This window comes from Acinetobacter sp. WU_MDCI_Abxd143 (assembly GCF_025514195.1).
Taxonomy (GTDB): domain Bacteria; phylum Pseudomonadota; class Gammaproteobacteria; order Pseudomonadales; family Moraxellaceae; genus Acinetobacter; species Acinetobacter pittii_H.
The window spans coordinates 44948-69252 of the sequence record NZ_JAHPTH010000004.1; the positions used below are offsets into that span (position 1 = coordinate 44948).

The 24305-nt window shown below is 41.0% G+C and carries 27 protein-coding genes; 6 read left to right on the plus strand and 21 right to left on the minus strand.

Going from position 1 to position 24305, the window contains the following annotated elements:
* Positions 1-1995, plus strand: a complete 1995-nt coding sequence (locus KTI79_RS10190) for a MacB family efflux pump subunit (RefSeq protein WP_032054410.1) — start codon at positions 1-3, stop codon at positions 1993-1995.
* Between the two features lie 22 nt (positions 1996-2017).
* Positions 2018-3412 (plus strand): efflux transporter outer membrane subunit, encoded by a 1395-nt coding sequence (locus KTI79_RS10195; RefSeq protein ID WP_086376335.1) that lies wholly within the window; start codon positions 2018-2020, stop codon positions 3410-3412.
* A 68-nt stretch (positions 3413-3480) separates the two neighbouring features.
* Here KTI79_RS10195 and KTI79_RS10200 read toward each other — a convergent pair whose 3' ends face one another.
* The 3 genes from KTI79_RS10200 to orn all read right to left on the minus strand — a co-directional run bounded on the left by KTI79_RS10200 (position 3481) and on the right by orn (position 5872).
* On the minus strand, positions 3481-4284 hold the full coding sequence (locus tag KTI79_RS10200; RefSeq protein ID WP_031944198.1) for an enoyl-ACP reductase: 804 nt from the start codon (positions 4282-4284) through the stop codon (positions 3481-3483).
* A gap of 137 nt (positions 4285-4421) precedes the next feature.
* Positions 4422-5153 carry a Bax inhibitor-1/YccA family protein gene (locus KTI79_RS10205; RefSeq protein WP_004794670.1) on the minus strand — a complete coding sequence of 244 codons (732 nt, stop codon included), beginning with the start codon at positions 5151-5153 and terminating at the stop codon, positions 4422-4424.
* Between the two features lie 152 nt (positions 5154-5305).
* Positions 5306-5872 carry an oligoribonuclease gene (orn, locus tag KTI79_RS10210; protein WP_000099436.1) on the minus strand — a complete coding sequence of 189 codons (567 nt, stop codon included), beginning with the start codon at positions 5870-5872 and terminating at the stop codon, positions 5306-5308.
* 125 nt (positions 5873-5997) lie between these two features.
* Between orn and rsgA the strand changes: the two genes are divergently transcribed.
* The 4 genes from rsgA to secB all read left to right on the plus strand — a co-directional run bounded on the left by rsgA (position 5998) and on the right by secB (position 8329).
* Positions 5998-7059 (plus strand): ribosome small subunit-dependent GTPase A, encoded by a 1062-nt coding sequence (gene rsgA / locus KTI79_RS10215; RefSeq protein ID WP_005066188.1) that lies wholly within the window; start codon positions 5998-6000, stop codon positions 7057-7059.
* Positions 7060-7157: 98 nt separating this feature from the next.
* Positions 7158-7574 carry a rhodanese-like domain-containing protein gene (locus KTI79_RS10220; protein WP_000443006.1) on the plus strand — a complete coding sequence of 139 codons (417 nt, stop codon included), beginning with the start codon at positions 7158-7160 and terminating at the stop codon, positions 7572-7574.
* Positions 7575-7585: 11 nt separating this feature from the next.
* Positions 7586-7843 (plus strand): glutaredoxin 3, encoded by a 258-nt coding sequence (gene grxC, locus KTI79_RS10225; RefSeq protein ID WP_002114715.1) that lies wholly within the window; start codon positions 7586-7588, stop codon positions 7841-7843.
* A gap of 27 nt (positions 7844-7870) precedes the next feature.
* Entirely contained in the window at positions 7871-8329 is a 459-nt protein-coding gene (gene secB, locus KTI79_RS10230) for a protein-export chaperone SecB (protein ID WP_002115005.1), read from the plus strand.
* A 70-nt stretch (positions 8330-8399) separates the two neighbouring features.
* Here the strand turns inward: secB and KTI79_RS10235 are convergent, their stop codons facing one another.
* The 18 genes from KTI79_RS10235 to KTI79_RS10320 are packed head-to-tail and all read right to left on the minus strand — an operon-like array spanning position 8400 to position 24305.
* Positions 8400-9056 carry a 4'-phosphopantetheinyl transferase family protein gene (locus KTI79_RS10235; protein WP_032054408.1) on the minus strand — a complete coding sequence of 219 codons (657 nt, stop codon included), beginning with the start codon at positions 9054-9056 and terminating at the stop codon, positions 8400-8402.
* Positions 9057-9081: 25 nt separating this feature from the next.
* On the minus strand, positions 9082-9516 hold the full coding sequence (locus tag KTI79_RS10240) for a hypothetical protein (RefSeq protein WP_016144319.1): 435 nt from the start codon (positions 9514-9516) through the stop codon (positions 9082-9084).
* Between the two features lie 11 nt (positions 9517-9527).
* Entirely contained in the window at positions 9528-10754 is a 1227-nt protein-coding gene (locus KTI79_RS10245; protein WP_032054407.1) for a beta-ketoacyl-ACP synthase, read from the minus strand.
* On the minus strand, positions 10754-11479 hold the full coding sequence (locus tag KTI79_RS10250; protein WP_004794677.1) for a 3-ketoacyl-ACP reductase FabG2: 726 nt from the start codon (positions 11477-11479) through the stop codon (positions 10754-10756). The genes KTI79_RS10245 and KTI79_RS10250 overlap by 1 nt, the downstream gene beginning before the upstream one ends.
* 23 nt (positions 11480-11502) lie before the next feature.
* A complete protein-coding gene (locus KTI79_RS10255; RefSeq protein ID WP_000762337.1) occupies positions 11503-11928 on the minus strand; it encodes a 3-hydroxylacyl-ACP dehydratase in 426 nt (141 codons plus the stop codon).
* Complete coding sequence (locus KTI79_RS10260; RefSeq protein ID WP_032054406.1) at positions 11928-13130, minus strand: beta-ketoacyl-[acyl-carrier-protein] synthase family protein; 1203 nt, start codon at positions 13128-13130, stop codon at positions 11928-11930. Before KTI79_RS10260 ends, KTI79_RS10255 begins: the two co-directional genes overlap by 1 nt.
* Complete coding sequence (locus KTI79_RS10265) at positions 13127-13672, minus strand: DUF3261 domain-containing protein (protein WP_032054405.1); 546 nt, start codon at positions 13670-13672, stop codon at positions 13127-13129. The genes KTI79_RS10260 and KTI79_RS10265 overlap by 4 nt, the downstream gene beginning before the upstream one ends.
* A gap of 2 nt (positions 13673-13674) precedes the next feature.
* Complete coding sequence (locus tag KTI79_RS10270) at positions 13675-14970, minus strand: NAD(P)/FAD-dependent oxidoreductase (protein WP_032054404.1); 1296 nt, start codon at positions 14968-14970, stop codon at positions 13675-13677.
* A 29-nt stretch (positions 14971-14999) separates the two neighbouring features.
* Positions 15000-17315, minus strand: a complete 2316-nt coding sequence (locus KTI79_RS10275) for an MMPL family transporter (RefSeq protein WP_032054403.1) — start codon at positions 17313-17315, stop codon at positions 15000-15002.
* A complete protein-coding gene (locus KTI79_RS10280) occupies positions 17290-17919 on the minus strand; it encodes a LolA family protein (RefSeq protein ID WP_032054402.1) in 630 nt (209 codons plus the stop codon). Before KTI79_RS10280 ends, KTI79_RS10275 begins: the two co-directional genes overlap by 26 nt.
* On the minus strand, positions 17919-18347 hold the full coding sequence (locus KTI79_RS10285; RefSeq protein WP_000542808.1) for an acyl-CoA thioesterase: 429 nt from the start codon (positions 18345-18347) through the stop codon (positions 17919-17921). The genes KTI79_RS10280 and KTI79_RS10285 overlap by 1 nt, the downstream gene beginning before the upstream one ends.
* A 9-nt stretch (positions 18348-18356) precedes the next feature.
* On the minus strand, positions 18357-19892 hold the full coding sequence (hutH, locus tag KTI79_RS10290) for a histidine ammonia-lyase (protein ID WP_032054401.1): 1536 nt from the start codon (positions 19890-19892) through the stop codon (positions 18357-18359).
* A 1-nt stretch (position 19893) separates the two neighbouring features.
* The gene (locus KTI79_RS10295; RefSeq protein ID WP_032054400.1) at positions 19894-20820 is read right to left on the minus strand and encodes an acyltransferase; all 927 of its coding nucleotides are present in this window, start codon (positions 20818-20820) and stop codon (positions 19894-19896) included.
* A gap of 2 nt (positions 20821-20822) precedes the next feature.
* A complete protein-coding gene (locus KTI79_RS10300) occupies positions 20823-21563 on the minus strand; it encodes a glycosyltransferase family 2 protein (RefSeq protein WP_032054399.1) in 741 nt (246 codons plus the stop codon).
* 2 nt (positions 21564-21565) lie between these two features.
* Positions 21566-23224, minus strand: coding sequence for an AMP-binding protein (locus KTI79_RS10305; protein WP_032054398.1), 1659 nt, complete (start codon positions 23222-23224; stop codon positions 21566-21568).
* A 9-nt stretch (positions 23225-23233) separates the two neighbouring features.
* Entirely contained in the window at positions 23234-23788 is a 555-nt protein-coding gene (locus KTI79_RS10310) for a septation protein IspZ (protein WP_032054397.1), read from the minus strand.
* Positions 23785-24039: an acyl carrier protein gene (locus tag KTI79_RS10315; RefSeq protein WP_001987856.1), complete on the minus strand. Its 255-nt coding sequence runs from the start codon at positions 24037-24039 to the stop codon at positions 23785-23787. Before KTI79_RS10315 ends, KTI79_RS10310 begins: the two co-directional genes overlap by 4 nt.
* A 5-nt stretch (positions 24040-24044) precedes the next feature.
* Positions 24045-24305 carry a phosphopantetheine-binding protein gene (locus KTI79_RS10320; protein WP_000067033.1) on the minus strand — a complete coding sequence of 87 codons (261 nt, stop codon included), beginning with the start codon at positions 24303-24305 and terminating at the stop codon, positions 24045-24047.

Here is a 24305-nt window from a genome sequence, read left to right on the forward strand (position 1 = left end):
ATGACAAAACAAGCATTGCTTGAAGTCAGCAATCTGGTCCGGGAATTCCCTGCTGGCGAAAGCACAATACAAATTTTAAAAGGCATAGACCTAACCATCTATGAAGGTGAACTGGTTGCCATTGTCGGCCAGTCTGGTTCTGGTAAATCGACCCTCATGAATATTTTGGGTTGTTTGGACCGACCTACGAGTGGTAGTTATAAGGTTAATGGGCAAGAAACGGGTAAACTTGAGCCCGATCAGCTCGCTCGACTTCGCCGTGAATATTTTGGTTTTATTTTCCAGCGCTACCATTTACTTGGTGACTTATCTGCCGAAGGTAACGTTGAAGTTCCCGCTGTTTATGCAGGGGTTACCCCTTCTGAGCGTAAACAACGCGCAACGGCTCTACTGACCGAATTAGGTTTGGGCACAAAAACACTCAATAGGCCAAGCCAACTTTCTGGTGGTCAGCAGCAACGTGTTTCTATTGCCCGTGCGCTCATGAATGGCGGTGACGTCATTCTGGCAGATGAACCGACAGGGGCACTCGACTCTCATAGTGGTGTTGAGGTGATGCGTATTTTGCGTGAACTCAATGCCGCAGGTCACACTATTATTTTAGTCACTCATGATATGCAAGTTGCAAAAAATGCGACTCGTATTATCGAGATTAGTGACGGAGAAATTATTAGTGACCGTCCTAACGTTCCAGATCATGCAGCCGAACCGATCAAATCTGATCCTGATGCCGCTCCTGCTTTACAAGGTAAACAGAAGAAAGGCAAAAGTATTTCTGCATGGCGTTCTACTTTAGACCGTTTATCAGAAGCCTTTCAAATGGCTTTACTGTCTATGAATGCCCATCGCATGCGTACTTTTTTAACCATGCTTGGGATCATTATTGGTATTGCATCTGTTGTTACGGTGGTCGCTCTAGGTAAAGGCTCTCAACAGCAAATTTTAAGCAATATTAGTAGTCTCGGAACAAATACAATTACGGTATTTCAGGGCCGTGGTTTTGGTGACAACTCCAAAACTGCAAGTTTTAAGACTTTGGTTCCTGCCGATGCTGATGCGTTAATGACTCAGCCTTATGTCAGTGCGGTCAGTCCAATGGTCAGTACATCCAAAACTATGCGTTACCAACAAAATGAAGCAAATGCGACCATTAATGGTGTGAGTAACGATTATTTCGACGTAAAAGGTTTAGTCTTTAAAGATGGGCAAACTTTTGACCAACGTAGTGTTCGTGACCGCTCACAAGATGTAGTCATTGATACCAATACTCAAAAACAATTCTTTAGTGACGGTACCAACCCAATTGGTCAAGTGGTACTGCTCGGTAGTGTACCTGCGCGCATTATTGGTGTGGTAGAACCGCAAACAAGCGGTATGGGCTCAGATGACACTCTAAATGTCTATATGCCTTATACAACCGTAATGAGCCGTATGTTGGGTCAGTCGAATGTACGTAATATCGTGGTTCGTATTAATGACAAATATTCAACTGCCGCAGCTGAAAATGCGATTGTAAACCTATTAACCCAGCGCCATGGTGCACAAGATATTTTCACCATGAACAGTGACAGTATCCGTCAAACCATTGAGAAAACCACCAGTACAATGACGCTTCTGGTTTCAGCAATTGCCGTAATTTCTTTGGTCGTCGGTGGTATCGGGGTAATGAATATTATGTTGGTTTCAGTGACTGAACGTACTCAGGAAATTGGCGTGCGTATGGCTGTAGGTGCGAGACAAAGTGATATTTTGCAGCAATTCCTGATTGAAGCAATTTTGGTGTGTTTAATTGGTGGTGTGCTTGGCGTCTTACTATCGCTTGGCCTTGGGCAACTTATTAATAAATTTGCTGGCGGTAACTTTAGCGTAGCTTATTCAAGCACATCAATTATTGCAGCCTTTGTCTGTTCAACACTGATTGGTGTCGTTTTTGGTTTCTTACCAGCCAAGAATGCTGCAAAACTTGACCCTGTTGCCGCTCTATCTCGAGAATAAGGAAAATTGCATGTCTTTCTCTATGACTAAACTCAGCACAGCACTTCTCCTCACGAGTTCTCTTGTAGGATGCGCAGCTGTAGTAAAAACCCCTTATGAAACACCTGCGGTACAAGTTCCAGGTAGTTTTCAATATGACACAGCAAAAGCAAAAACTATGTCTGCCGATCAATACTCTGACCGTTGGTGGATGCTTTTTAACGATGCGCAGCTTAATCAGCTCGTAAGCAATGTATTAGAGCGTAACAGTGATTTAGCAGTTGCAGGTATTGCCTTAAAGCAAGCTCGTCTACAAGCTGATCTAACTGCAAACAAACAAGGCTTACGAACCAGTTCTAGTGTTTCTACAGGACATTCTTTCGATTTAAATTCGGGAGATGACAGCGCTAAAGGTCTTTCAATGAGCGCTGGAGTAAGCTATGAGCTTGATTTATTTGGCAAGCTTGCACGCCAAACCGAAGCAAGTAAATGGGAAGCTTTAGCAACTGAACAAGATTTACAAGCTACTGGACAAAGTTTAATTGCAACCACTGCCAAACTCTATTGGCAACTGGGTTATTTAAATGAACGTTATGCGACTGCTCAGCAAAGCCTAGCGACCTCTCAAAAGCTTTATGACTTGGTTCAGATTCAATATAAAGCTGGTGCCGTTTCAGGTGTAGATCTGACTCAAGCAGAACAATCGGTGCAAAGCCAAAAAGCAAGCTTAAGCCAGATTGAACAACAACTGGTTGAAACACGCACAGCCATTGCAGTGTTATTGCATGAGCCATTACAGCAACTAAACATTCAAGAGCCAAAGCGTTTACCACGCACTGCTCTTCCTACCATTGGTGCTGGTTTACCTGCCGATATTTTATCGCGCCGGCCTGATTTGCAAGCAAGTGAGCTCCGCTTAAGAAAAGCATTAGCAACTAAAGATGCAACCAAAGCAAGCTACTACCCATCAATTAGCTTAACCAGTAGTTTAGGCTCAAGCAGCACATCGTTAACGGAGTTGTTACGCAACCCTGCCCTGACGCTTGGTGCAAGTTTAAGCTTACCGTTTTTGCAATATAACGATATGAAAAAAGATATCGCGATTAGCAATCTAGATTATGAAAAAGCGATTATTCAATATCGTCAAACGCTATATCAGGCTTTTGCTGATGTCGAAAATGCTTTATCGAGTCGTACAGAACTCGACAAACAAGTAGCATTACAAGAACGTAATGTTGAACTTGCAGAAAAAACCGAACGTTTAACTGAAGTCCGCTACCGTTATGGTGCTGTTGCATTAAAGACTCTTCTCGATGCACAACAAACCACACGTACTGCTCGCTTAAGCCTCGTTGAAACCAAGCAAAGCCAATACAACGCGTATGTCACCCTCATGCAAGCTTTAGGTGGTTCCCCTGTAAAAGAACTGCCGCAATAACTTGTACCAATTAAAAAAGCCGTAGTCCTTCAACTACGGCTTTTTTATAGCTGAATAAATTTTAAAACTTATTCGTCATCCATCATAGATTGGCTCATACCTACAGTATTGAAACCAGCATCTACATATAGAATTTCACCAGTAATACCCGAAGCCCAAGGTGAGCATAGGAATAATGCTGCGTTACCTACTTCTTCAATAGTTACATTACGCTTTAACGGCGCAACTTTTTCATTGGCATCTAACATTTTACGGAAAGATTTAATACCAGAAGCAGCTAAAGTACGGATTGGACCCGCAGAAATCGCATTTACGCGAATACCGTCAACACCTAAGCTTGATGCTAAATAGCGAACACCAGCTTCTAAAGAAGCTTTTGCCATACCCATTACGTTGTAGTTAGGCATAACGCGTTCAGAACCTTGGTAAGTCAAAGTTAATAAACAACCTTGACGAGCTTGTAATAGAGGTTTTGCAGCACGTGCCATTGCAACAAAGCTGTATGCACTGATGTCATGAGCAACTTTAAAACCTTCACGGTCAGTCACGTCAGTGAAGTCACCGTCAAGTGTATGTGCAGGTGCAAAGCCAATTGAGTGTACAACACCGTCTACACCATCCCAATGTTTTGCAAGTTCTGCAAATGCATTATCAATTTCAGCATCAACAGCAACATCACATGGAAACACAAGCTTAGAACCGAATTGCTCAGCAAATTCATCCACACGTTTTTTTAATTTTTCGTTTGGATAAGTAAACGCAAGCTCTGCACCTTCACGGTGTAATGCTTGGGCAATACCAAAAGCAATTGATAATTTACTAGCAACGCCTGCAATCAAAAAGCGCTTACCTGCTAAAAGTCCTTGTGTCATGCCGATCTCACTCAAAACAATTTCAAGCATAATGCCAATATTCGGCGGTTTTCGAAATTGCATAATGCATCTTTTTTCAAAAATCGCACGAAAAAAAATCGCTCCTGATGAGGAGCGACTTCTAGATGAATTCAATCTTAGTCGTCAGACAATAAGCCAAGTAAGCGTAAGAAAGAAATATACATCCATACTAAAGTTGCAAGTAGCGCAATACCACACAACCATTCCATGAATTTTGGTGCACGATACGCTGCGTTGGTTTCAATTAAATCAAAATCTAAAATCAGATTAAGTGAAGCGATTACCGCTACAAATGCAGCAAAACCAATACCTAACCAGTTACTTTCAAAAATATAAGGAACGCTTGAACCAAATGCTAAACGCATGACCATCTGCACAATAAATACAATAAATATCGCTAAAGATGCAGAGATTACAACTGACTTGAACTTTTCAGTAGCGCGGATAATTTGGAATTTATATAGACCAAACATCACCAAGGTGGTGACAAAGGTCGCTAATAAAGCCTGAAGTGGAACACCTGGGTATTTCAACTGGAAAGTAAACGAAATACCACCTAAAAAAGCCCCTTCAAATAAGGCATACGGAATTGCTAATGTTGGCGCGGTCGTTGGTTTAAACGTTGTAATTAAAGCTAAAACCAAGCCACCAATTGCACCCACAATTGAAGCTGCGTAAGCAATACCAACATTTGCAGTAAAGGCTGCATAGAAAAATAAAGCGACACCCACCGCAGCTGCAATGACCGTCAACATAACAGATTTTTGAATCGCACCTTGCACAGTCATCGGTTGACTATAGTCACTGACCGTTTCAACACGAGTCAGTATCGGGTTATTACTTTGCATAAATGCTCTCTTTTTATAATAAAAAATTTAAAACATCATTTTAAGCAAAATGAATATGAAAGCCAAATCAGGCGAGCGGCATTATTGTAACAATGTCCTTTAGCAATAAAAAAAGGGGCTATAGCCCCTTTCATATCACGTCTACAACGTAATCAATCTTTACCATCAGTATTCATAATAAAGAAATATTCGCGGTAATATTTCAACTCTGAAATTGAGTCACGAATATCATCCATTGCCAAATGTGATGCATTCTTTTTCAAGCCACTCATAATTTCAGGGCGCCAGCGTTTTGAAAGCTCTTTTACCGTAGATACATCAAGATTACGATAGTGGAAATACTGCTCAAGTTCAGGCATAAGACGGTGTAAGAAACGGCGATCCTGACAGATTGAGTTACCGCACATTGGTGAAACTTTTGGATTTACCCATTTTTTTAGGAATTCTAAAGTTTGTAACTCAGCATCACGGGCTGTTAACTTACTACGACGAACTCGTTCAATCAGACCAGACTGCCCATGTTGACGAGTGTTCCATTCATCCATTGCATTTAAAATACGATCAGGTTGATGAATAGCCAAAACTGGACCTTCGGCAAGTACATTTAAATGATCATCTGTAATAATTGTTGCGATTTCAATAATTTGGTCATTATCGGTATCTAATCCAGTCATTTCCAGATCAATCCAAATTAATCGTGTATTTAAAGTACTGCTCATGAATGTACGTTCTAAAATGCCGTAAAAACATCAATAGTAGCAAATTTCTTGCTTCCGCGCTGTAATTCTATAGCTGCTTCATGCTATTTTTGCGGTCTTCAAACAATGGTTTTTTTGGGATATGAATGGCTTTAATTCGTAAGCGTCGTTTAACTGAACAGCAGCAACGTCGTATTGAAAAACAGCATAAAACTCGCCAAGAAGAGATCGATACTTCACAGGATCTAGATGGACTCGTTGTACAACACTATGGCCGTCAACTTGAAGTACAAGCCCTCTCTGTACCTGAGCATCACCCAGAAAAACCACAAGTTGCCGAAGGAGAACCAGAACCATTCTGGAAGCCGATCGAGCTCAATAGTGTTTGGCGTTGCCATACTCGAACTAATCTTGAGTTACTTGTAACTGGTGATCGTGTTAAATGGCAGGCAGACCCCAATACGGGTTTAGGCATTATTACAGCCATTCATCCACGTACATCCTTACTTACCCGCCCTGACCGCTATCACAAAGTTAAACCAGTGGCAGCAAATATCAGTTTGATTGTGATTGTATTTTCACCGCTTCCTGAACCAGCTCCAACGTTAATTGATCGATATTTAGTTGCTTGTGCAGACGCTAACATTCCTGCTCTTTTGGTCCTCAATAAGTCTGATTTACTCACTGAAAATGACCCAATTCTCACCCTATTAGAAGAATATAAAACCTTGGGCTATGAGGTGATGATTTGTCAGTCTAAGAAGGGAGATATCTCTGCTTTATCTGAGCGTTTAGATGGTGAAACTGTCGCATTTGTAGGGCAATCAGGCGTAGGAAAAAGCTCTTTAATTAATGTGCTCATTCCAGATGCAGAGCAAAAAACCAATGTTATTTCTGAAAACTCTGCACTTGGACAACACACGACAACTTCTACACGCTTAATCAACTTCGGTAAAAATGGTGCCTTAATTGATTCTCCGGGAATTCGTGAGTTTGGGCTTTGGCATCTCGATTTAGAAAAAATTCGTATGGGCTTTCCAGACATTGCAGCACATCTAGGGTCTTGCCAATTCCGTAATTGCACACATACTCATGAAAAGAATTGTGGGCTTAAACAGGCCGTTGAAGCGGGTGAAATTTTGCCACGACGACTAGATAGCTTTTTGCGTTTAATCGATGAGATTCAAGAAGCACAGCAAAAAAACTGATTTTCTGCCCTATTTGCCCTTGAAGTGGTGATTTTGATCACCATCTATATACGCTATACTCTAGGTCAATTTTGTTTTTTAATTTTTTTAGGTGACTTGTGGAACGCTGGTTAGAGTTTATGGGGAATCACCCCATTTTGTTTGGTACGCTCGGAGTCTTGATCGTGTTGTTCTTCATTTTTGAAGGTCAACGTAACGGTCGTAAAATTTCTCCACAGTCGCTTGGTATTTTAGTGAAAGCGAAAAATGCTCTTTTGATTGACTTACGCGATAGCAAAGATTTCCGCGAAGGTCACATTAGTGGCAGTCGCAATATTCCGTATAGCCAAATCGCAAGTCATGCTGACGAATTAAAAGCAAGTGACCGTCCATTGGTATTTATTTGCAACTTGGGGCAAGTTGCTGGAAGTGCTTTGCAAAAAGTTGCTCACCACGATAGCTATCGTCTTGATGGTGGTATCAGTAACTGGAAAGCGCAAGGCTTACCTCTTGTTAAAAGCAAACCAAAAGCTTAAGGAGAATTATCATGGCTGCAAACGTCATTGTTTACTCAACTTCTGTATGCCCGTATTGCGTTCGTGCTAAACAGTTACTTGAGCGTAAAGGTGTTGCTTATAAAGAAGTAAATCTTTCTGTTGAAGCACCCGAAGTACGTGTTGAATTAATGCAACGCACAAATCATCGTACTGTCCCACAAATTTTCATTAACGATCAGTTTATCGGTGGTTTTGACCAACTTTATGCTTTAGAGCGTGAAGGTAAACTCGACGAATTATTGGCTTAACATCGCATCCATATTAAGGAAAAAACAATGAGCGAAGAACAACAAGTTCAACCACAATTAGCTTTAGAGCGTATTTATACAAAAGATATTTCTTTTGAGGTTCCTGGGGCGCAGGTTTTTACTAAACAATGGCAACCTGAACTTAATATCAATCTTTCTTCTGCTGCAGAAAAGATTGACCCAACTCACTTTGAAGTTTCTCTAAAAGTTGTGGTACAAGCCGATAACGACAACGAAACAGCGTTCATTGTAGATGTAACTCAATCAGGTATTTTCTTGATCGACAACATTGAAGAAGAACGTTTACCTTATATTTTAGGCGCATACTGCCCAAATATTTTGTTCCCGTTCTTACGTGAAGCTGTAAATGATTTAGTAACTAAAGGTAGCTTCCCACAGTTACTTCTTACTCCAATCAACTTTGATGCAGAGTTTGAAGCTAACATGCAACGTGCTCAAGCTGCTGCAGTTGAAGGTCAAGCTTAATTTTTTTAGCTTCTCCTTTTAATAAAAAACCGCGTAATACGCGGTTTTTTTATATTTGCTATTTATATTATTAATGATCAAGTGAGTGAAGCTGAATAGACGGAAACTGAAAACCACGGCAAGATAACTCTGAACGCCATGCCACGGTTAATATCATATTGCCAACAATAAAATTCTGATAAGCAAATGTCCCATTCAGTGGATGAGAACAGAATCCACCATGATCAGTAGGATGTGCCTGAGTATTTAATGTATTTAAATCTAAACGTATGCCTAATCCTGAAGCTTTTAAAACCGCTTCTTTAATGGTCCAGACTTTGAACCAATATTCTCTATCTTGGTCCAAACTTAGCCACATTGCATATTCATCGGGATGAAAAGCATGTTTTGCTAATGCATCTAAGCGTACATTTCGATCAAGTTCCTCAACATCTACACCAATATCTTTAACATGTTCGCTCATGGCTAAAGCGTAGTATTGTTGGCTATGTGAGTGATTAAAATGCAAAGTATGATTTAACAAATAAGGTTTACCATGTTCATGCTTGGCAAACTCCAATTCCGTTGAATTGAGTTGTAGTTTCTCTGCGATTAGTCTATTTCTGACACTCTGTATTTGTTGTTTTTTATAATAATTAAATGTACGGAAGTCGGGAAAATCTTGTTTAGACTTTAAAAGAAGCTGAGATAATGCCTGCGTATAGACTTCAATTTTGCGCTTAGACATTATCTCAACCTTACTAAATAATTAATTAGAATTTAACCACGTCGCCTTTTAATGCCACACCCGCCATCATGGTGCCTTTATAGCAATCGTAAGTTGTCGTACTCGTTGTTTCATTGGCTTTAAAATAGCTCACAATATTGGTAACGGCGTTTGCCCCTTGTGCTTTAGCATTGTTTTGCATTTGGATCAGTGCTGAACGTAAAACCCAGTCACAAGACGTTGCTGCCGACTTACCAAAACCATTGGTCTTTTTATTGGTCACCGCATCTTTTTGAATAACTTTACCACCAGACTTTGTCCCCTTTAAATAAAACTTTACAGAACCATCCAGAGTCCCATCGGCAACTGCACGGTCTACAGCTTCTTTAAAATTTAATTGATGTACTTCATCTCCAGCCTGAACAGTGGCAGTAAAACCCGCACTTAGCATTGCTACAAATAAAAGTTTTTTATTTAACATTGTTGTGTTCCTTATTGTTTAACACGTTTAAAAATAAGCGAAGTATTAATTCCGCCAAAAGCAAAGTTATTGCTCATAATAATGTCAGCATCCAAATTTCTCGGCTGCTGAACGATATAATCTAGTTCACCACATAGTGGGTCGATTTCATCTAGATTTAAAGTTGGAATAAAACGGCCACGATTCATCATTTCAATGCTCAGCCAAGCTTCAATAGCCCCACACGCCCCCAGCGTATGTCCAAAATAACTCTTTAAAGAGCTAATTGGTTTATAGCCTAAAACTTTTGCAGTGGCTTGGCTCTCTGCCACATCGCCCTGGTCAGTTGAAGTACCATGCGCGTTTACATAGGCAATGTCTTTAGCCTCTACAGATGCATCTTTAAGAGCCAATTGCATACAGCGCCCCATCATCTCGGCATCTGGTTTAGTTACATGTTGACCATCGGTATTGCTACCGTAGCCAATCACCTCTGCATAGATATGAGCACCTCGAGCTTTGGCATGTTCGTATTCTTCTAAAATTAAACAGCCTGCCCCTTCACCAATCACCAATCCATCTCGCTTGGCATCAAATGGACGCGGTGTTTTTTCTGGTTGGTCATTCATACCACTGGTCGCGAACAATACATCAAAAACCGCTGCACCTGCCGCACTGAGTTCCTCAGCACCACCCGCAATCATGACCTGTTGTTTACCATATTTAATTGCTTCATAGGCTTGCCCAATGGCCATAGAGCCAGAAGTACATGCACTTGAGGTCGGTAAAGTTAAGCCTTTTAGACCAAAATATACGGTCATGTTCACCGCACTTGTGTGGGCCATCATACGAATATAGGTTGTTGCATTGATCTTACTCATGCTCTGATGAAGCAACATGCTAGCAAACTCACCCACGGCCTCTACGCTACCCGCAGAAGAACCAAAAGCAACACCTGCTTCGCCACTAGACAAAATTTCATGCCCAAGCAAACCAGCATTTTGTAAAGCAGTTTCGGCGCAAACCACAGACATGAGTGCTACACGCCCCATCCCACGGGTAACTTTACGGTTAAAATGTTTTGGAACATGGAATGTTTCAACAGGCCCAGCAAGCTTGGTCCGAAGGTCAACATATTGCTCCCACTCTGGCATGTAGCGTATACCGCTTTTGGCAGCGTCAAATCGAGCAAAGATCTCATCGGAAGTTTCACCTAAAGAGGTAATTCCAGCCATTCCTGTCACAACCACACGTTTCATTAGATAAGCCCCCCATTTACAGAAATAACCTGTCGGGTTACATAAGAAGCTTCATCTGAACACAAAAATTTCACTACGCTCGCCACTTCATCGACCTGCCCCATGCGTTGCAACGGAATCATTTTAAGCGCATGTTCTTTGACTTCATCGGTGACCATTTCAGTTTCGATCAACCCTGGTGCAACACAGTTCACAGTAATTTTTCGCTTCGCTAATTCGAGGGCCAAAGCCTTGGTCGCACCAATCAGACCTGCTTTTGCAGCACTATAGTTAACCTGACCACGGTTACCCATAATCCCAGAAACCGAAGATAAGGTGACAATACGACCACCTTTACGTAAATGAATCATTGGCATAACTAATGGTTTTAATACGTTATAAAAACCGTCTAGGGACGTTGAAATAACTTCATCCCAATCTTGATCGGTGAGTGCAGGAAAAGCTCCATCATGAGTAAGACCTGCATTCAATACAACGCCATAGAATCCGCCATGCTGCTCTACATCTTGCTCTAAAATTTGTTGAACCGTCTGGCGTTCATTTACATCAAACATTAGATAATGGCTATTTTGTCCTAATGCTTGAATCTCTTGTACGACTTGCTCAGCCTCTGCCTGACGCGAACGTGCATGTACGGTCACATCAAAACCAGCCTTTGCTAGTTGTAATGCAATCGCTTTCCCAATTCCTCGACTTGAACCTGTTACTAAAATTCGTCTTGTCACAATGTATTCCTAATTCTTTGTGGTTATTCAAATGGTGATTCTGTTGGCTCAAATACACTTAACGTTGCTTGAATGCAGTGCTCAGCATATTGAATTTCACAGGAAAATTGCCCAAGTCCTTCATGAAAATATTGTTGTTCTATTTGAATGATCAATCGTGAACCCAAGGCGAAATAAGGGATCGGTAAATTTAACTTACGCGTTCCCAATAAAAAACCGACTTTTGGCGCTTGTTTTGACTGCTGACCTTGCCAGCCTGAATAAGCACTAATTGTTTGTGCCATAATTTCAATGCTTGCCCATGTCGGCAAACCTTCTGCTTCACAAAACATCAGCTCTGGCGTAATCGTGAGTTCTGCTTGCGCCCGACCTTCTGCAACCTCAGTTAAATGGTCGATAAATACCATCGGTTGCTCATGAGGAATATATTGAATTGCATCTAGTTTCACTAGGGCTTCACTCCAAAAACAAGACTAATATTACTTCCCCCAAAAGCGAAAGAATTACTCATGACATAGCGGATGGACTGTGTTAACTCGGCTTCTTGCACATAGTTTTGGTCAGCCAAATCTGGATCAACCTCAACACTTTGATGTAAAGGCAACCAACTTTGATCTTTTAAAACTTGCTCACAAATAAAAGCTTCGATGGCACCCGCTGCACCGAGGCAATGTCCAGTTTTATGTTTGGTACTACTCAAAGCAACTTGGTAATCACCAAAAACTTGCCTTACAGCCTTAATTTCCATTGTGTCATTTTGTGGAGTTGCTGTTCCATGCAAGTTGATATAACCCACCTCTTGAGCGGAAATATGTGCCATATCTAATGCACGTTGCATAGCTAAAGCAGCACCTTTACCTTCAGGGTGCGGGGCCGAAATGTGCCATGCATCCATAGATTCACCCGCTCCCATTAACATGACAGGTGCTTGTTCTTTACTCAGTACAAAGAATGCAGCAGCTTCACCAATATTAATACCATCACGGTTTACACCGCAGGGTTGGCAAATATGTTCAGATAAACTTTCTAGGCTATTAAATCCATTTAGCGTCAACTTGCACAAGGTATCGACGCCACCAACCAGCACAACATCTGCTAAATCTGCGTGAAGTAATCTCTGCCCTGCGGCTAATGCTTTAGCGCTTGAAGAACAAGCTGTTGAAATCGTATATGCAGGTCCTTCCCATTCTAAGTACTGCTGCAATACTTTCGCTAAACAGCTCATTTCTTGGGGATAGTGTGATATCGATAGATCTGTTTGCCCTTGAAAATATTGCTTAAGTAATAATTCATTATCTGCAATACCAGAAGTCGATGTGCCCACCACAATCGCCAAACGTTTATTTTCAAAGGATGCGGTATAAGCTTTTAACTCTGTTTCAATTTCAGATAATGCGGTTAATGCAAAACGTAGATTACGTGAATCTACAGACTGTAAAGCATCAGGAACGCTCGAACATAATGGATGCGTATATTGCCCCACCCAAACATCACGATCAGCGATTAAATCATTACGCAAACTCAAGGTTTGCTGAGGCTGTTGTAATGCCTGTTTAATTTGATTAAGTTCGCAGCCTAATGCAGATAAACCAACACTAAATTGTATGCCTACTGCCATTGGAGCTGCATTTGCTGAAGGTAGATGTTTCATGGCGTAGGACTTTCTTCTGTCTGTAAGGTGTTCTCAATCGAACTCAGCGTCATGGTATAAGGGACTTGTTCATTAATCAATTCAATGCTTCCTTGTCCCTGTTTAAGCTGCAATACAGGTTGCTTTTCAATATAAACAACCTGCTTGTCTGCTTGTTGTTTCATCTCTACAGCTTGCTGCCCTAAATGCGAAAACTGAGGGTATGTCGCAAACAAAAGGTCACGCACCACAAACTCAAAAGGCAATAAACGCATTTGATCAATGCGTTGTTCAACATGAACCCGATGCCCATCAAACTGTAACTTAAATAATTGCTGGCCTGTCAAGCTCAAAGCGACCATATCCAGTACAGCACCCTTTTGCTGTTGATATAACAAGAAGCTAAAACTTTGCTGCTTCCACTGGACTTCAACCTGATCTTGCCTTTGATAAATCTGAGCCTGCCATAGAGGACTTTGCAGCCCTTTAGCATGTGGCATGATCTGACAACCATTTAAAAATATAAAGCTACCGAGTAATATCGTTGCCCATTTGCGTTGCATGGTTATCCCTCAAGTACCTGTTCTTGCGCCAAGCCTTCACGACAATATTCTGCCAAGGTGCTGAGTCTACGTTTGGCATTTTTATGGATTGGATTTTTTTCATCCCACGCATAACCAGCCAATAATGAAGAAATCATACGGCGAATACCTTCATTCTGATTTTGCGAGAACACCACATCTTGGAACTCACCTTCGTACCATGACTCAACATATGCACGAAATACCTGAATACCACGGCGTAATGGTTTTTCATATTCTTGTAACCAGTCGACTTGCTTACCTTGTAAAACTCGTTCAACTAACGGAACAGCCAAACTTGAAGATTTAAGAGCAATTGTCACACCTGATGAAAAGACTGGATCAAGAAACTCACCCGCATTACCTAATAGCGCATAGTTGCGGTCTGCCAAGTGTTTTACATTCGCTGAGTAGCCCACCAAGGTCCGCACTGGTGTATCAAACTTTGCACGGCGCAGGACATGTGACAAGCTTGGTTCATCAGCCAAAATACGCTTAAACATTGCCTCAGGTTCATTATCTTCAGCATTTTTGACCGTGTATTTATCAAAAAAATCTTGTTCTGCAACAACGCCGAAAGAAGCCCGTCCATCTGCAAATGGAATCAGCCAATACCATGCACGATGATCTTTTTCATGGACAGTAATTAAAATTTTATTACGGTCAAACTCCGAATCATCGGCAATACCATCTTCAATATGGGTAAACAGCGCACGTCTTACCGGAAAATTTGATGGGCTCTCTAAATCTAATAATTTTGGCAGAATCCGCCCAAAGCCACTCGCATCTAACAAAAATTTAGTTTGAATCTGATAACGCTGTTGTTCTTCATCGATTACTGTAAGTACAGGCTGTTCAGATGCAACATCAACATCTAAGACTTCATGTCCAAAGCGTATCTCTGCACCATAAGCTTGAGCCTGTTTTGCTAGTAAGTTGTCAAAATCTGCACGGCGAACTTGCCAAGTCGTTCCTGGTCCATCCGTAAATTTTTCTGTAAAGTCATAGAAGCTACGCTGTTTGCCACGTAAAAAAGCCGCCCCGTTTTTAAATTGAAAAGCATATTGTTCAACATGCTCACGGACTGTTTCTAATAAACCAGCCTCTTCTAAAAACACCATAGACTGCGGTAACAATGACTCACCAATCGAAAAACGAGGGAAATGCTGTTTTTCAATGACCGTAACGGTATAGCCCTTTTTTCGAAGAAGTGCAGCAGCAGAACTACCTGATGGCCCAGCCCCAATAATCACGATATCAATTTTTTCTAAAGTGCTCATAGCACAACTTCCTTTTTAATTTATTCAAATTATGAATGGTCTTGTAAATTTACAATATGTTTTTCATCTGCGGGCGTTAACAAAGTCGCATAGATAAACGAGAAAATAACCCCGAATAAAACCGTTAAACCAAAACAATGAATTGCATAAGTATGGCTAAATGAAAGTAATCCGAAGCCGAGTAAGGTCGACATCATACATAAAAATAATGCCATTCCAACTACTTGTGGGTGATCATGTCCATGTCGATAGAATATTGCATAGTCAACGCCAATCCCGATAATCAGAAAAGTCGCCATAATACTAAACAGGTTAATCTCGACACCTAACCATGCCTGAACAGCAAAAGTGCTTAGTAATGCCAAGCTAACTGGCAGGACTAAAGGTACAATCGAACTTAATCCATAAATAAGCGCCAAACCAACTGCCAGACCAATTAAGGCATAAATCAGAAGATGTTGAGCCTGCACTCGATGTTCAGCAAACATTTGCGACATTGCGGTAATCGGTTGTTGGAAATGTATATGCTCATTCTGAAGCTGCTTTAACGCGTCAGGTTGTTTTACCCCTGTCACCATGACTAATCGCTCATTGGCTTGAGGTTGTAAAAAAGCTAAAGGGTGATCTTTAAATACTGAAAAATCTAATAACGGTTGTGCCGCTAGTTGCTGTTGCCACTGTAAAACATCAGTGACATTTAAGCCCATACTTTGTGCATATTGCTGCAAAGTCGCTTTTGGAATATTTCTTAATAATTGTAGATTACTTTGCTGCTCTGCTAATGGTGGAATCCATTGTCCTAAAGCTTGAAATGCACTGATTTTCCCTTGTGACTGTAACTGTTGCAAATGTCCAATCAGTTGCTGCTCTTGTTGCTGCATTTCATTTGCAGATGCTGCACGCACCATAAAATAATCACTACTTTGTTGCTGACCAAATTGCTCACGAACCGCTTGGTCCTGCTGCTTTAAACTCGCATCCATACCTTGTAAGTTACGAATATCATCGTTACTTTTAAGATAGAAAAGACTCGACGTACCTAATGCTAAAATGATTGCAATCAAGCCATAACGAACTTTGGTTCGTTGCTGAAACCATAATCGTGCTTGTCCAATCCATGACAGTGCTTGTATAGCAGGCTGAGCATTGAGTGCTGGTAATCTTGGTAATAGCAGTACACTACTGATCCACGCCGCAGTTAATCCTACAATTGAAAAGACTGCAATCTGCTTAAACCCAGGAAACGGAGTAAAACTCAAAAAGATGTAAGCAACCAATGTAGTCATTAAGCCCATAAACAAACTTGGTAATAGCGGTTTTAAAATTTGAAAACCACCAAGCTTTCTATGCTGCGATTGCATCGCCATAAAATAAAATGAAAAGTCGACACAGACACCAATCAAACTCGCACCGAACACCAACGTCATCAGGTGAATTTCACCAAACACCCAATGTGTGACTGCAAACGCCACAAAGCTTCCAGTCGAAACTGCAATAAACTCGGTCGCTAACGGCCGCAGTGAGCGAAAGCCGAACCAAACCAGAAAAATTAAGCCCAGTGTCGAGCCAACACCAATGGTTGAGATTTCCTGCTTAGCCGATTGCGTCCCAAAATTTGAAAATAAAATAGTTCCAGTCCAATGAGATTTTAATCCCATTGCAGCTAACTTTTGCTTAGTTTGCTCAATCCAAGTAGAGGTCTGTTCTTGATAATCAATATTGTATGGGCTTTGCGTCAACTGTAATAGGAAAAGCCGAGAGATACCTTGCTCATGATGAATCGTGGCAAAGCCCTGCTCCATTTCAATATCTTGTTGCGACGGGGTTGCCAACTGCATGGCATAACGAGGGAACAATAATAGCGGGTCTTGCTTAAGTGACTCAGCAGTGACAGGCATGCCTGGACTCATCATCTGCATCAGACTTTGTTCAGTCAGCGCAGCATAGTCCTTTTTTTGCAATAAAACTTGATCTTGAGCACTCAACAACCCTGCTCGATGTTGATACAACTGTTTTGCAAAATGATCAAAATCAAGCTGTGGTTTGAGTGGCTGCCATAGCGCACTTTGCTTAGCTTGAGCTTTTAAAAAATGCGTCGCTTGTTGTATCGCAACTTCATCTTTGGCATCTACCACCACAAATACTTTATTGTTGAGTTGCTCATTCATGTACTGCTGAGTACGTGCAAGTTCTGGGTCTTGCTGAACTTTAGGCAATAACGCAAAAATATTGGTTTGAATATGAATATCTTTATTCAGCCACGTCACGCCAAGCCCCACCGCGATCAGTAGCAGAGCAATTAACCAAAGCGCGGTGAACTTATTTTGCCAGTTGGAAAATCGCATGCTCAGCAGCCGTTAGAGTCGTCGGTTGAGAAGTCTGGTGACTAAAGCGAATGGTCGTTAAATTATTCGCTTTCTCGGTAATCACGATTTGGTTAACGTACTGTTGACCTTGAGCATCAACACGCACAAATAACTTTTTAAACAAGCTACTTTGGGGAGTTAAGCTCATGCTCCAACCTGCTGGACTATAATTCGCACTTACCACATTAAAATTCTTTGCCAAAGCCTGTTCATTACCAGACATGAGCTGTAAGAATAAAGTCGCGACCGAACTATATGGTGATTGATCAACTTGTATTTGGCTAAATGTACGCTGAGTTTTCTGTACTAATTTGGTTGGGGTAACGATCAAATCTGCTTGCACAGGTCGTTTGATTTGCCACGCTACACCATAAGATTTTGAGAACAACAAAGAGCCGTTCGATACAAAAGTTTTATTCAACGATGGCAATTTTTTTTGCTGTTCGAAATCAGCACGAACCGTAGGAGATTGTGACAATTGCTGAAAAATTTGAGTGATCTGTGTTGGCGCTGCATAGACCGCACTTAAACTGCTCATCCAAACAGCAGCACCTAAACCTAAAGTTTTGATGAATTGAGACATCACGCATTCCTCTTCGGTTGAAACTCAGACCATGCATTCAAGCGATCAAACAAAACTTGTGGCGATTGAAAACACATTTCACGTGCTTCAATATTCACCGCAACCTGTGTGGTATAACCTTTAGTTAAACGTTTCCCTGACTCAGCATCAAAAATCAAATAATCGATTTTCAAACGGTTTTCCCATTCTTTTAAAATGGCCCGAACCCGAATCTTTTGTTCAAACTCAATACCGTATGCATAGCGAACATGGCTTTCAATCACAGGCCATGCATAGCCTGATTCTTTCATCTGCATATAGTTGTAATGAAATTGATCGAGCAATTTACAGCGCGCAATCTCAAAATATTTTAAATAGTGTCCATGCCAAACCACATTCATGGTATCGACATCATGAAATGGAATTTCAATGATTACATCTGCATGCATTGGCCCACCTTATCCCATAAATTCTGGTTGATTAAACAATTCAAGTTGGTCTAAACGATCAACAATCTGTTGTAATTCGGTTTGTAATGGTCGGTCTTCTTCGACAAATGCAAAGCTTTGTAAGGTCCATTGCATAAATGCCTGCAATGTCGGACTGAGCTGTGCCGTTAAACCTTTCAAATGAATCGCCTGCACACTCGCGCAGCAAAGTGCTGCAATGACCTGCTGGGTCAAGGTAATCACACGGCTCGCATCACGCGCAGCAATGGTTCCCATACTGACTTTGTCTTGGTTATGACATTCGGTTGAACGTGAAAAAATTGAAGCTGCCAAAGTGTTTTTTAAGGCTTCAGCCGTCCACGCTGACACTCCGATTTGTACCGCCTTAAAACCATGATTCAATGGTAAACGTTCAGCTGTCGCACCTGTTAAATTACGTGGCAAACCATGATTCATTTTGTGGTCAACCAACTGTGCAATTTGTCTATCCATCAAATCAGCAATATTGGCAATCATAATTTTTAAGCTATCCATTGCTTGTGAAATATGCCCACCGTAAAAATGACCGCCATGCAATACACGCATACCAACAGGATCAATCAATGGGTTATCGTTACTTGAATTCAGCTCATTTTCAATAAACTGACGTAACCATACTTTTGAGTCTTCAAACACACCAATAATATGCGGCGCACAGCGTAATGAATAGCGATCTTGCAAACGTGGGCTTTGATGTGCTGTTTGTACTTCACTGTTTAGCCAATCACGTAATTGTTTGGCAATGTGTTGCTGTCCCGGATGCGGCTTCTGTGCAAACAAGACTTCATCAAAATGACTAGGATTACCCTCTAACGCCAATACATTCAGGGCGGTAATTAAAGTACTTGCGAGTGCAATCTGCTCTGCTTTTTTATAATTCAAACAAGCAATCGCTGTCATCACCGCTGTGCCATTCATGAGCGCCAAACCTTCTTTAGGTCTGAGCGTTAAAGGCTGCATATTCTTTTCAGCATACACCTGAGCAACTGGAACAATTTGTCCATCGACATAAACATCACGCTCACCGACTAAAGTTCCCGCGATGTAAGACAACGGCGTTAAGTCACCACTTGCCCCTACCGAGCCTTCAGAGGGAATGACTGGAGTTACATTTTCGTTCAGCAACCAAACCAAACGCTCAAGTAATGCCAACGACACACCTGAATAGCCTCGTGCCAATGAACATAGACGCGTTACAACCACTGCACGTGCTGTGATGAGATCCAGGTTTTCACCCAAACCACAACCATGAAAACGTGAAAGATGCAGCGGCAACTCATTAACCTGATGTAATGGCACTTCAACTAAACATGAGTCGCCATAACCCGTAGTCACACCGTAGATCACCCCTTCCTCTTCAAGGAGCTGATCAAGAAAATCAGCACCTTTTTGAATCAGTTCACGCCACTCAGACGTTTCTGGTAAAGCAACCTGACATTCGCCTCTTGCTACAGAAACGATATCTTCAATACTCAGTGGCTGTTCACCTACGGTTAACACACGCATGTTATTTCGTCCAAAAATTATAAAAATTAAACCATTGATAAGGCGCACGCAGACAATGCTGTTCTAGGACGGCAACGTATGTTTTAGTGATGGTTTGCATACTTTCAATACGGTTAGCGCGAGGTAAATTTATCTGCTCGGCAATTGAATGAATATGCACTTGAAACTGCTGCTGCACCCGATAGCAAAACACTGCAATAACAGGCACTTTGAGTAAATTTGCTAAAATCCATGCACCTTGTGGGAACGCTGCTGACTCCCCTAAAAAATCAACATGCTGTACACGATCTGACTGCACAGGCACTCGGTCTGCCGCCACAATGACCCACTCACCTTGCTGCATTTTTTCTTGCAGCAACATTGCAGTTTCAATACCCAGCTCATCAACTGATAAAAGACACACATCCGCCTTATCATTTATTTTTTTCAAAAACTCATTAAATTTGGTCGCGTGCTTTTGGTAAACCAGCACATTAATTTTCTGCGGATGCTCTGATTTAATGGCGCGTAGCAATTCAATATTGCCAAAGTGAGAGACAATAATCAGAGCACCTTTTTGATAATGCTGAGAGAAGTTTTCATGTCCAAAAACTTGCAGTTCCTGCTCGGGAATATTACCTAGCCAGCCCTCAATCTTATCTAAAATACATTCACCAAATTGCATGAAATGCGCATAGCTATTTGTCCAATTTGGTTGGTGGCTAAAGGGAGATTGTGATCCAGCAAAATGATGCAGTTTTTGTAAATAAAGTAAGGAGGCCTGTCTTGCTGCGGCAGCAAATAACCAGTACCACATGATGACGAAGTACATCGCAAACTTGCATAACCAACGTCCACCAAAACGGTAAAACCACAACATCAGCATAAGGGGCAACATACCGCCTCGCTCTTTAATATCGTTCCATTTTGGTGAAGCTGAATCTGTCATAATCAACCTTGCAGCTTTTGTTTTAATAGCTTCGGTAAGCGAATCAGCATACCCATAAACAAAGTTGCATGCGCTTTGCTTAGCCCTAAGTTATCTCGCCAAGCATGAAAATGAGAAATACCCTGCTCTGGATAAACCACAGGTGTTGGTACATTAATAAAAGGTGTATTTTCCCATTTTAAACGTACTAAAATTTCACTATCAAACCCCATACGTGGCTGAAATTTAGCATTATTTAAAACCTGTATTGTGCTCTCAAGCGGATACACGCGAAACCCGCACATGCTGTCTTTAATTTCAAAAGACAAACTGTTTAACCACACCCAAAAATGGGTGATGTAACGCCCATATAAGCGCTTTTTAGGAATAGAGGCATCAAAGTATGGCTGACCAATCACCATTGCATCTAAATGTTGTCGAGACTGCTCAATAAATTTTGGAATGTCATCCCAGCAGTGTTGACCATCTGAATCGAGTTGTAATGCATGGCTTAAACCAAGCTCATAGGCTGCACGTAAACCAGTCATTACGGCTTGTCCCTTACCCTTATTCACATCATGTTCAATAAGATGAATTTGAGAATATTGCTCTGCCAATGCTTTTAAAATTTGGCTACAAGCATCATCACTTCCATCATTGACCAACACAATCGGTAGATCAAAACTGTCCAGATAAGAAATCAAATCTGCTAAATAATGTGGATGATTATAAACCGGAACAACAAAGCCGTAATTGGACTGCATTTTTAATCCTCTACTTCCATTTGCAAGGCAAATAATAGTCGCCCTGAAGCCAGAATCTGTTCTGAATCACGTAGTTCAAAACTCACTTTATGCTCTTTTCGAGCAAGCTTGAGTTGTACCACAGCATACGGACGAATCAGGTTTTGAAATTTTAACTGCTCATATCCCTGACACCAGCTCAAATCAGACCAAATTGATTTAGCAAAATGTTGTAAAAAACCTATTTGCCCAACCCCAGGATAAATCGGTTGTGTTGGGAAGTGTCCTTTAAAACAAGCTAACTCGGGTGGAAATTCCAACTCCCAAATGTAGTCATCTGAATTTTGAGACTGTGACAGCACCACAGGTTGTAACATAGGCTTAAATAGAGTTTTCAAATAGTTTTTATTGAGTTTGGACTGAGTATTTTGTGGTAGCTGGCTGAGGAAACGCCATTGACGAGGAATCGCGATCGTTTCCAAGCCGTCTTTCAACTGTTGTTTTAAATGATTAACAAAAGCTGATTTACCCTGTTGCTGTAACTGTTCACGAGCTTGTTCTGTTAGAACGATAATACAACCCAACATTTGGCGTTGCTCATGTTCAAATACCAATACATGACATTGCTTTACGGCATCTAAAGCCTGAATAGTTTGCTCGATCGCATCTAGACTTAAACGTTTTTCTTCAAGTTTTACAATTCGATCTGTACGTCCCATCAGCTTAAAGATCTGACATGTTGTATCTGTCCATACCGCACCATCACCTGTGGTAATCCAGCTATTCTCAAAGGCATGATTACTCTTGACCATAAGCTGTTGATCTTCAATACGAATAGCCACATTACTAAATGTAGTCCAAGCATCTTCATCTTTAGCGCGATGGGCAATACCACCAGTTTCCGAACTTCCCAAAACTTCAATAATCGGACGATTTAGTAAAGGACGAACACCACTTTCTAGCTTGCCCCCGGAACTAAAGACCATCTGGCAGTGTTGTAAAACAACATCGGTTGTCCAGCGTTTTAATAAAGCAGGACTTGAGATCAAATAATTGCTTAACCCCATTGTTTCTAATTGTTTTTGGGCTTGTACCACATCTTCAGGGAATGCCATTTGAGGATTATAAAAACTTCGACCTGTAGCAAGTGGTAGTAATAATTTAAACAGTAATCCATAAATATGTTGATGACTAACTGTTGCAATCGCAGTTGCATGTTCATCAAAGCTAAAACTCTGACTCAACCCTTGGACTTCGTTAAGTAATTGTCTAAGTGTTCTTGGAATTTTTCTAGGTTCTCCAGTTGAACCCGACGTATAAAAATAGAGTTGAGCCTGCTCTAAAAAAGCATCGTCTAACATTAAAGATAAAGGAACAACCTCTCCAATTTCTTGACGCTTTAAAAAATAAATCTGCTGTGCTGCAAAATCTTGTTCTAGTTCACGTAATCGATTGGGTGGCAAAAGTATTTGTTTTTTCGCTAACAAAGCAGCAAAGAATAAAACCAGAAACTCATAGCTATCTGCTTCCCATAAAGCCCAAGTTAGATTTTCCATTTGAGCAATTGCAGCAGCTTGTAACGCCACATCCTGCCAAAATTGATTAAAACTGGTCGAGTTTAGAGTACCGTCTATACAAAGTGACTGAGCTGAATCGATGAATTTCTGAAAATGGCAATACATAGTTTTTAATTAATGATTTGAAGAATGTAAACGCTGATGTCGTTTACGCAAAATAAATTCACCAAGGAACAAAATGCCCATCAGCACATAAGAAATAAAGCCATTATAAATGACCCAAACCTGAGTTGAGGTAAAAAACACTGTGCTTAAAGCAATCAGTGCATTACAAAAAAAGAAAACACACCAAACTTTGGTGACCTGTCTGGTCCACTGTACGCCAGAAGCAGGTAAATCAGGTTCAACAAGTCGGGCAAAGCGCTCAATCATAGACGGCGGCTTAATGAGCGTCAGCGCAAAAATAATTAATGCACCTAAACTCATACCCACTGGATATAGCTTTAGCCAAGCATGATCATGTGACAATAAACTCAGGCTACCGCAAACGATGGCAAAACCCGTTAATGGCCATAATAACGAGTTGCCTTTGCTAAAAAGTCTGATCACACCCAACCCGATGAGTAAAGCACTCACCCAGACAAATTGGCCATGTGTCAAACTCCAGCCCACAATAAAGGGATACAGCACAAAAAGTGCCGTCATTATCCCTTTAAGAATAAACTTCATTCAGCAGTCATATTCTGAATAACCGTCACCACATCAAGCACGGTTCTGACATTTTTAAAGTCTTCAGGCTTTACTTGCTTGCCTGTTAACTCTTTAATTTTTACAACTAAATCGACCGCATCAATACTGTCTACATCAAGATCAGAATAAAGGTTCGAATCGAGTTGAACAGTCTCTGGTTCAATTTCAAACAAATCTTCCATCCATTCGCGGAGTTTAGTTAGTACTTGCTCTTGAGATAACATCATCACGCTCCTTATGACTTCTGTTGTGCTTCAACTAAAGCAACCAAGCTCTGGATTGACTTAAAATGCTGTTTGGTTTCATCCGATTCTGCATTTAAATGAATGTTGTAACGCTTTTTCAAAGCCAGTCCCAACTCAAGTGCATCAATCGAGTCTAATCCTAAACCTTCTCCAAATAATGGAGCTTCTGTATCAATATCGGCAATAGTAATATCTTCTAGTGCTAGAACATCAATAATCATTTGCTTTAGTTCATCAGCAAGATTGCTCAT

What these genes read in the sequence shown, in the direction of transcription:
- KTI79_RS10190 (WP_032054410.1), top strand. Translation starts at nt 1, where the DNA reads ATGACAAAACAAGCATTGCTTGAAGTCAGCAATCTGGTCCGGGAATTC.
- KTI79_RS10195 (WP_086376335.1), top strand. Translation starts at nt 2,018, where the DNA reads ATGACTAAACTCAGCACAGCACTTCTCCTCACGAGTTCTCTTGTAGGA.
- KTI79_RS10200 (WP_031944198.1), bottom strand. Translation starts at nt 4,284, where the DNA reads ATGACACAAGGACTTTTAGCAGGTAAGCGCTTTTTGATTGCAGGCGTT.
- KTI79_RS10205 (WP_004794670.1), bottom strand. Translation starts at nt 5,153, where the DNA reads ATGCAAAGTAATAACCCGATACTGACTCGTGTTGAAACGGTCAGTGAC.
- orn (WP_000099436.1), bottom strand. Translation starts at nt 5,872, where the DNA reads ATGAGCAGTACTTTAAATACACGATTAATTTGGATTGATCTGGAAATG.
- rsgA (WP_005066188.1), top strand. Translation starts at nt 5,998, where the DNA reads ATGGCTTTAATTCGTAAGCGTCGTTTAACTGAACAGCAGCAACGTCGT.
- grxC (WP_002114715.1), top strand. Translation starts at nt 7,586, where the DNA reads ATGGCTGCAAACGTCATTGTTTACTCAACTTCTGTATGCCCGTATTGC.
- secB (WP_002115005.1), top strand. Translation starts at nt 7,871, where the DNA reads ATGAGCGAAGAACAACAAGTTCAACCACAATTAGCTTTAGAGCGTATT.
- KTI79_RS10235 (WP_032054408.1), bottom strand. Translation starts at nt 9,056, where the DNA reads ATGTCTAAGCGCAAAATTGAAGTCTATACGCAGGCATTATCTCAGCTT.
- KTI79_RS10240 (WP_016144319.1), bottom strand. Translation starts at nt 9,516, where the DNA reads ATGTTAAATAAAAAACTTTTATTTGTAGCAATGCTAAGTGCGGGTTTT.
- KTI79_RS10245 (WP_032054407.1), bottom strand. Translation starts at nt 10,754, where the DNA reads ATGAAACGTGTGGTTGTGACAGGAATGGCTGGAATTACCTCTTTAGGT.
- KTI79_RS10260 (WP_032054406.1), bottom strand. Translation starts at nt 13,130, where the DNA reads ATGAAACATCTACCTTCAGCAAATGCAGCTCCAATGGCAGTAGGCATA.
- KTI79_RS10265 (WP_032054405.1), bottom strand. Translation starts at nt 13,672, where the DNA reads ATGCAACGCAAATGGGCAACGATATTACTCGGTAGCTTTATATTTTTA.
- KTI79_RS10270 (WP_032054404.1), bottom strand. Translation starts at nt 14,970, where the DNA reads ATGAGCACTTTAGAAAAAATTGATATCGTGATTATTGGGGCTGGGCCA.
- KTI79_RS10275 (WP_032054403.1), bottom strand. Translation starts at nt 17,315, where the DNA reads ATGCGATTTTCCAACTGGCAAAATAAGTTCACCGCGCTTTGGTTAATT.
- KTI79_RS10280 (WP_032054402.1), bottom strand. Translation starts at nt 17,919, where the DNA reads ATGTCTCAATTCATCAAAACTTTAGGTTTAGGTGCTGCTGTTTGGATG.
- KTI79_RS10285 (WP_000542808.1), bottom strand. Translation starts at nt 18,347, where the DNA reads ATGCATGCAGATGTAATCATTGAAATTCCATTTCATGATGTCGATACC.
- hutH (WP_032054401.1), bottom strand. Translation starts at nt 19,892, where the DNA reads ATGCGTGTGTTAACCGTAGGTGAACAGCCACTGAGTATTGAAGATATC.
- KTI79_RS10295 (WP_032054400.1), bottom strand. Translation starts at nt 20,820, where the DNA reads ATGACAGATTCAGCTTCACCAAAATGGAACGATATTAAAGAGCGAGGC.
- KTI79_RS10300 (WP_032054399.1), bottom strand. Translation starts at nt 21,563, where the DNA reads ATGCAGTCCAATTACGGCTTTGTTGTTCCGGTTTATAATCATCCACAT.
- KTI79_RS10305 (WP_032054398.1), bottom strand. Translation starts at nt 23,224, where the DNA reads ATGTATTGCCATTTTCAGAAATTCATCGATTCAGCTCAGTCACTTTGT.
- KTI79_RS10310 (WP_032054397.1), bottom strand. Translation starts at nt 23,788, where the DNA reads ATGAAGTTTATTCTTAAAGGGATAATGACGGCACTTTTTGTGCTGTAT.
- KTI79_RS10320 (WP_000067033.1), bottom strand. Translation starts at nt 24,305, where the DNA reads ATGAGCAATCTTGCTGATGAACTAAAGCAAATGATTATTGATGTTCTA.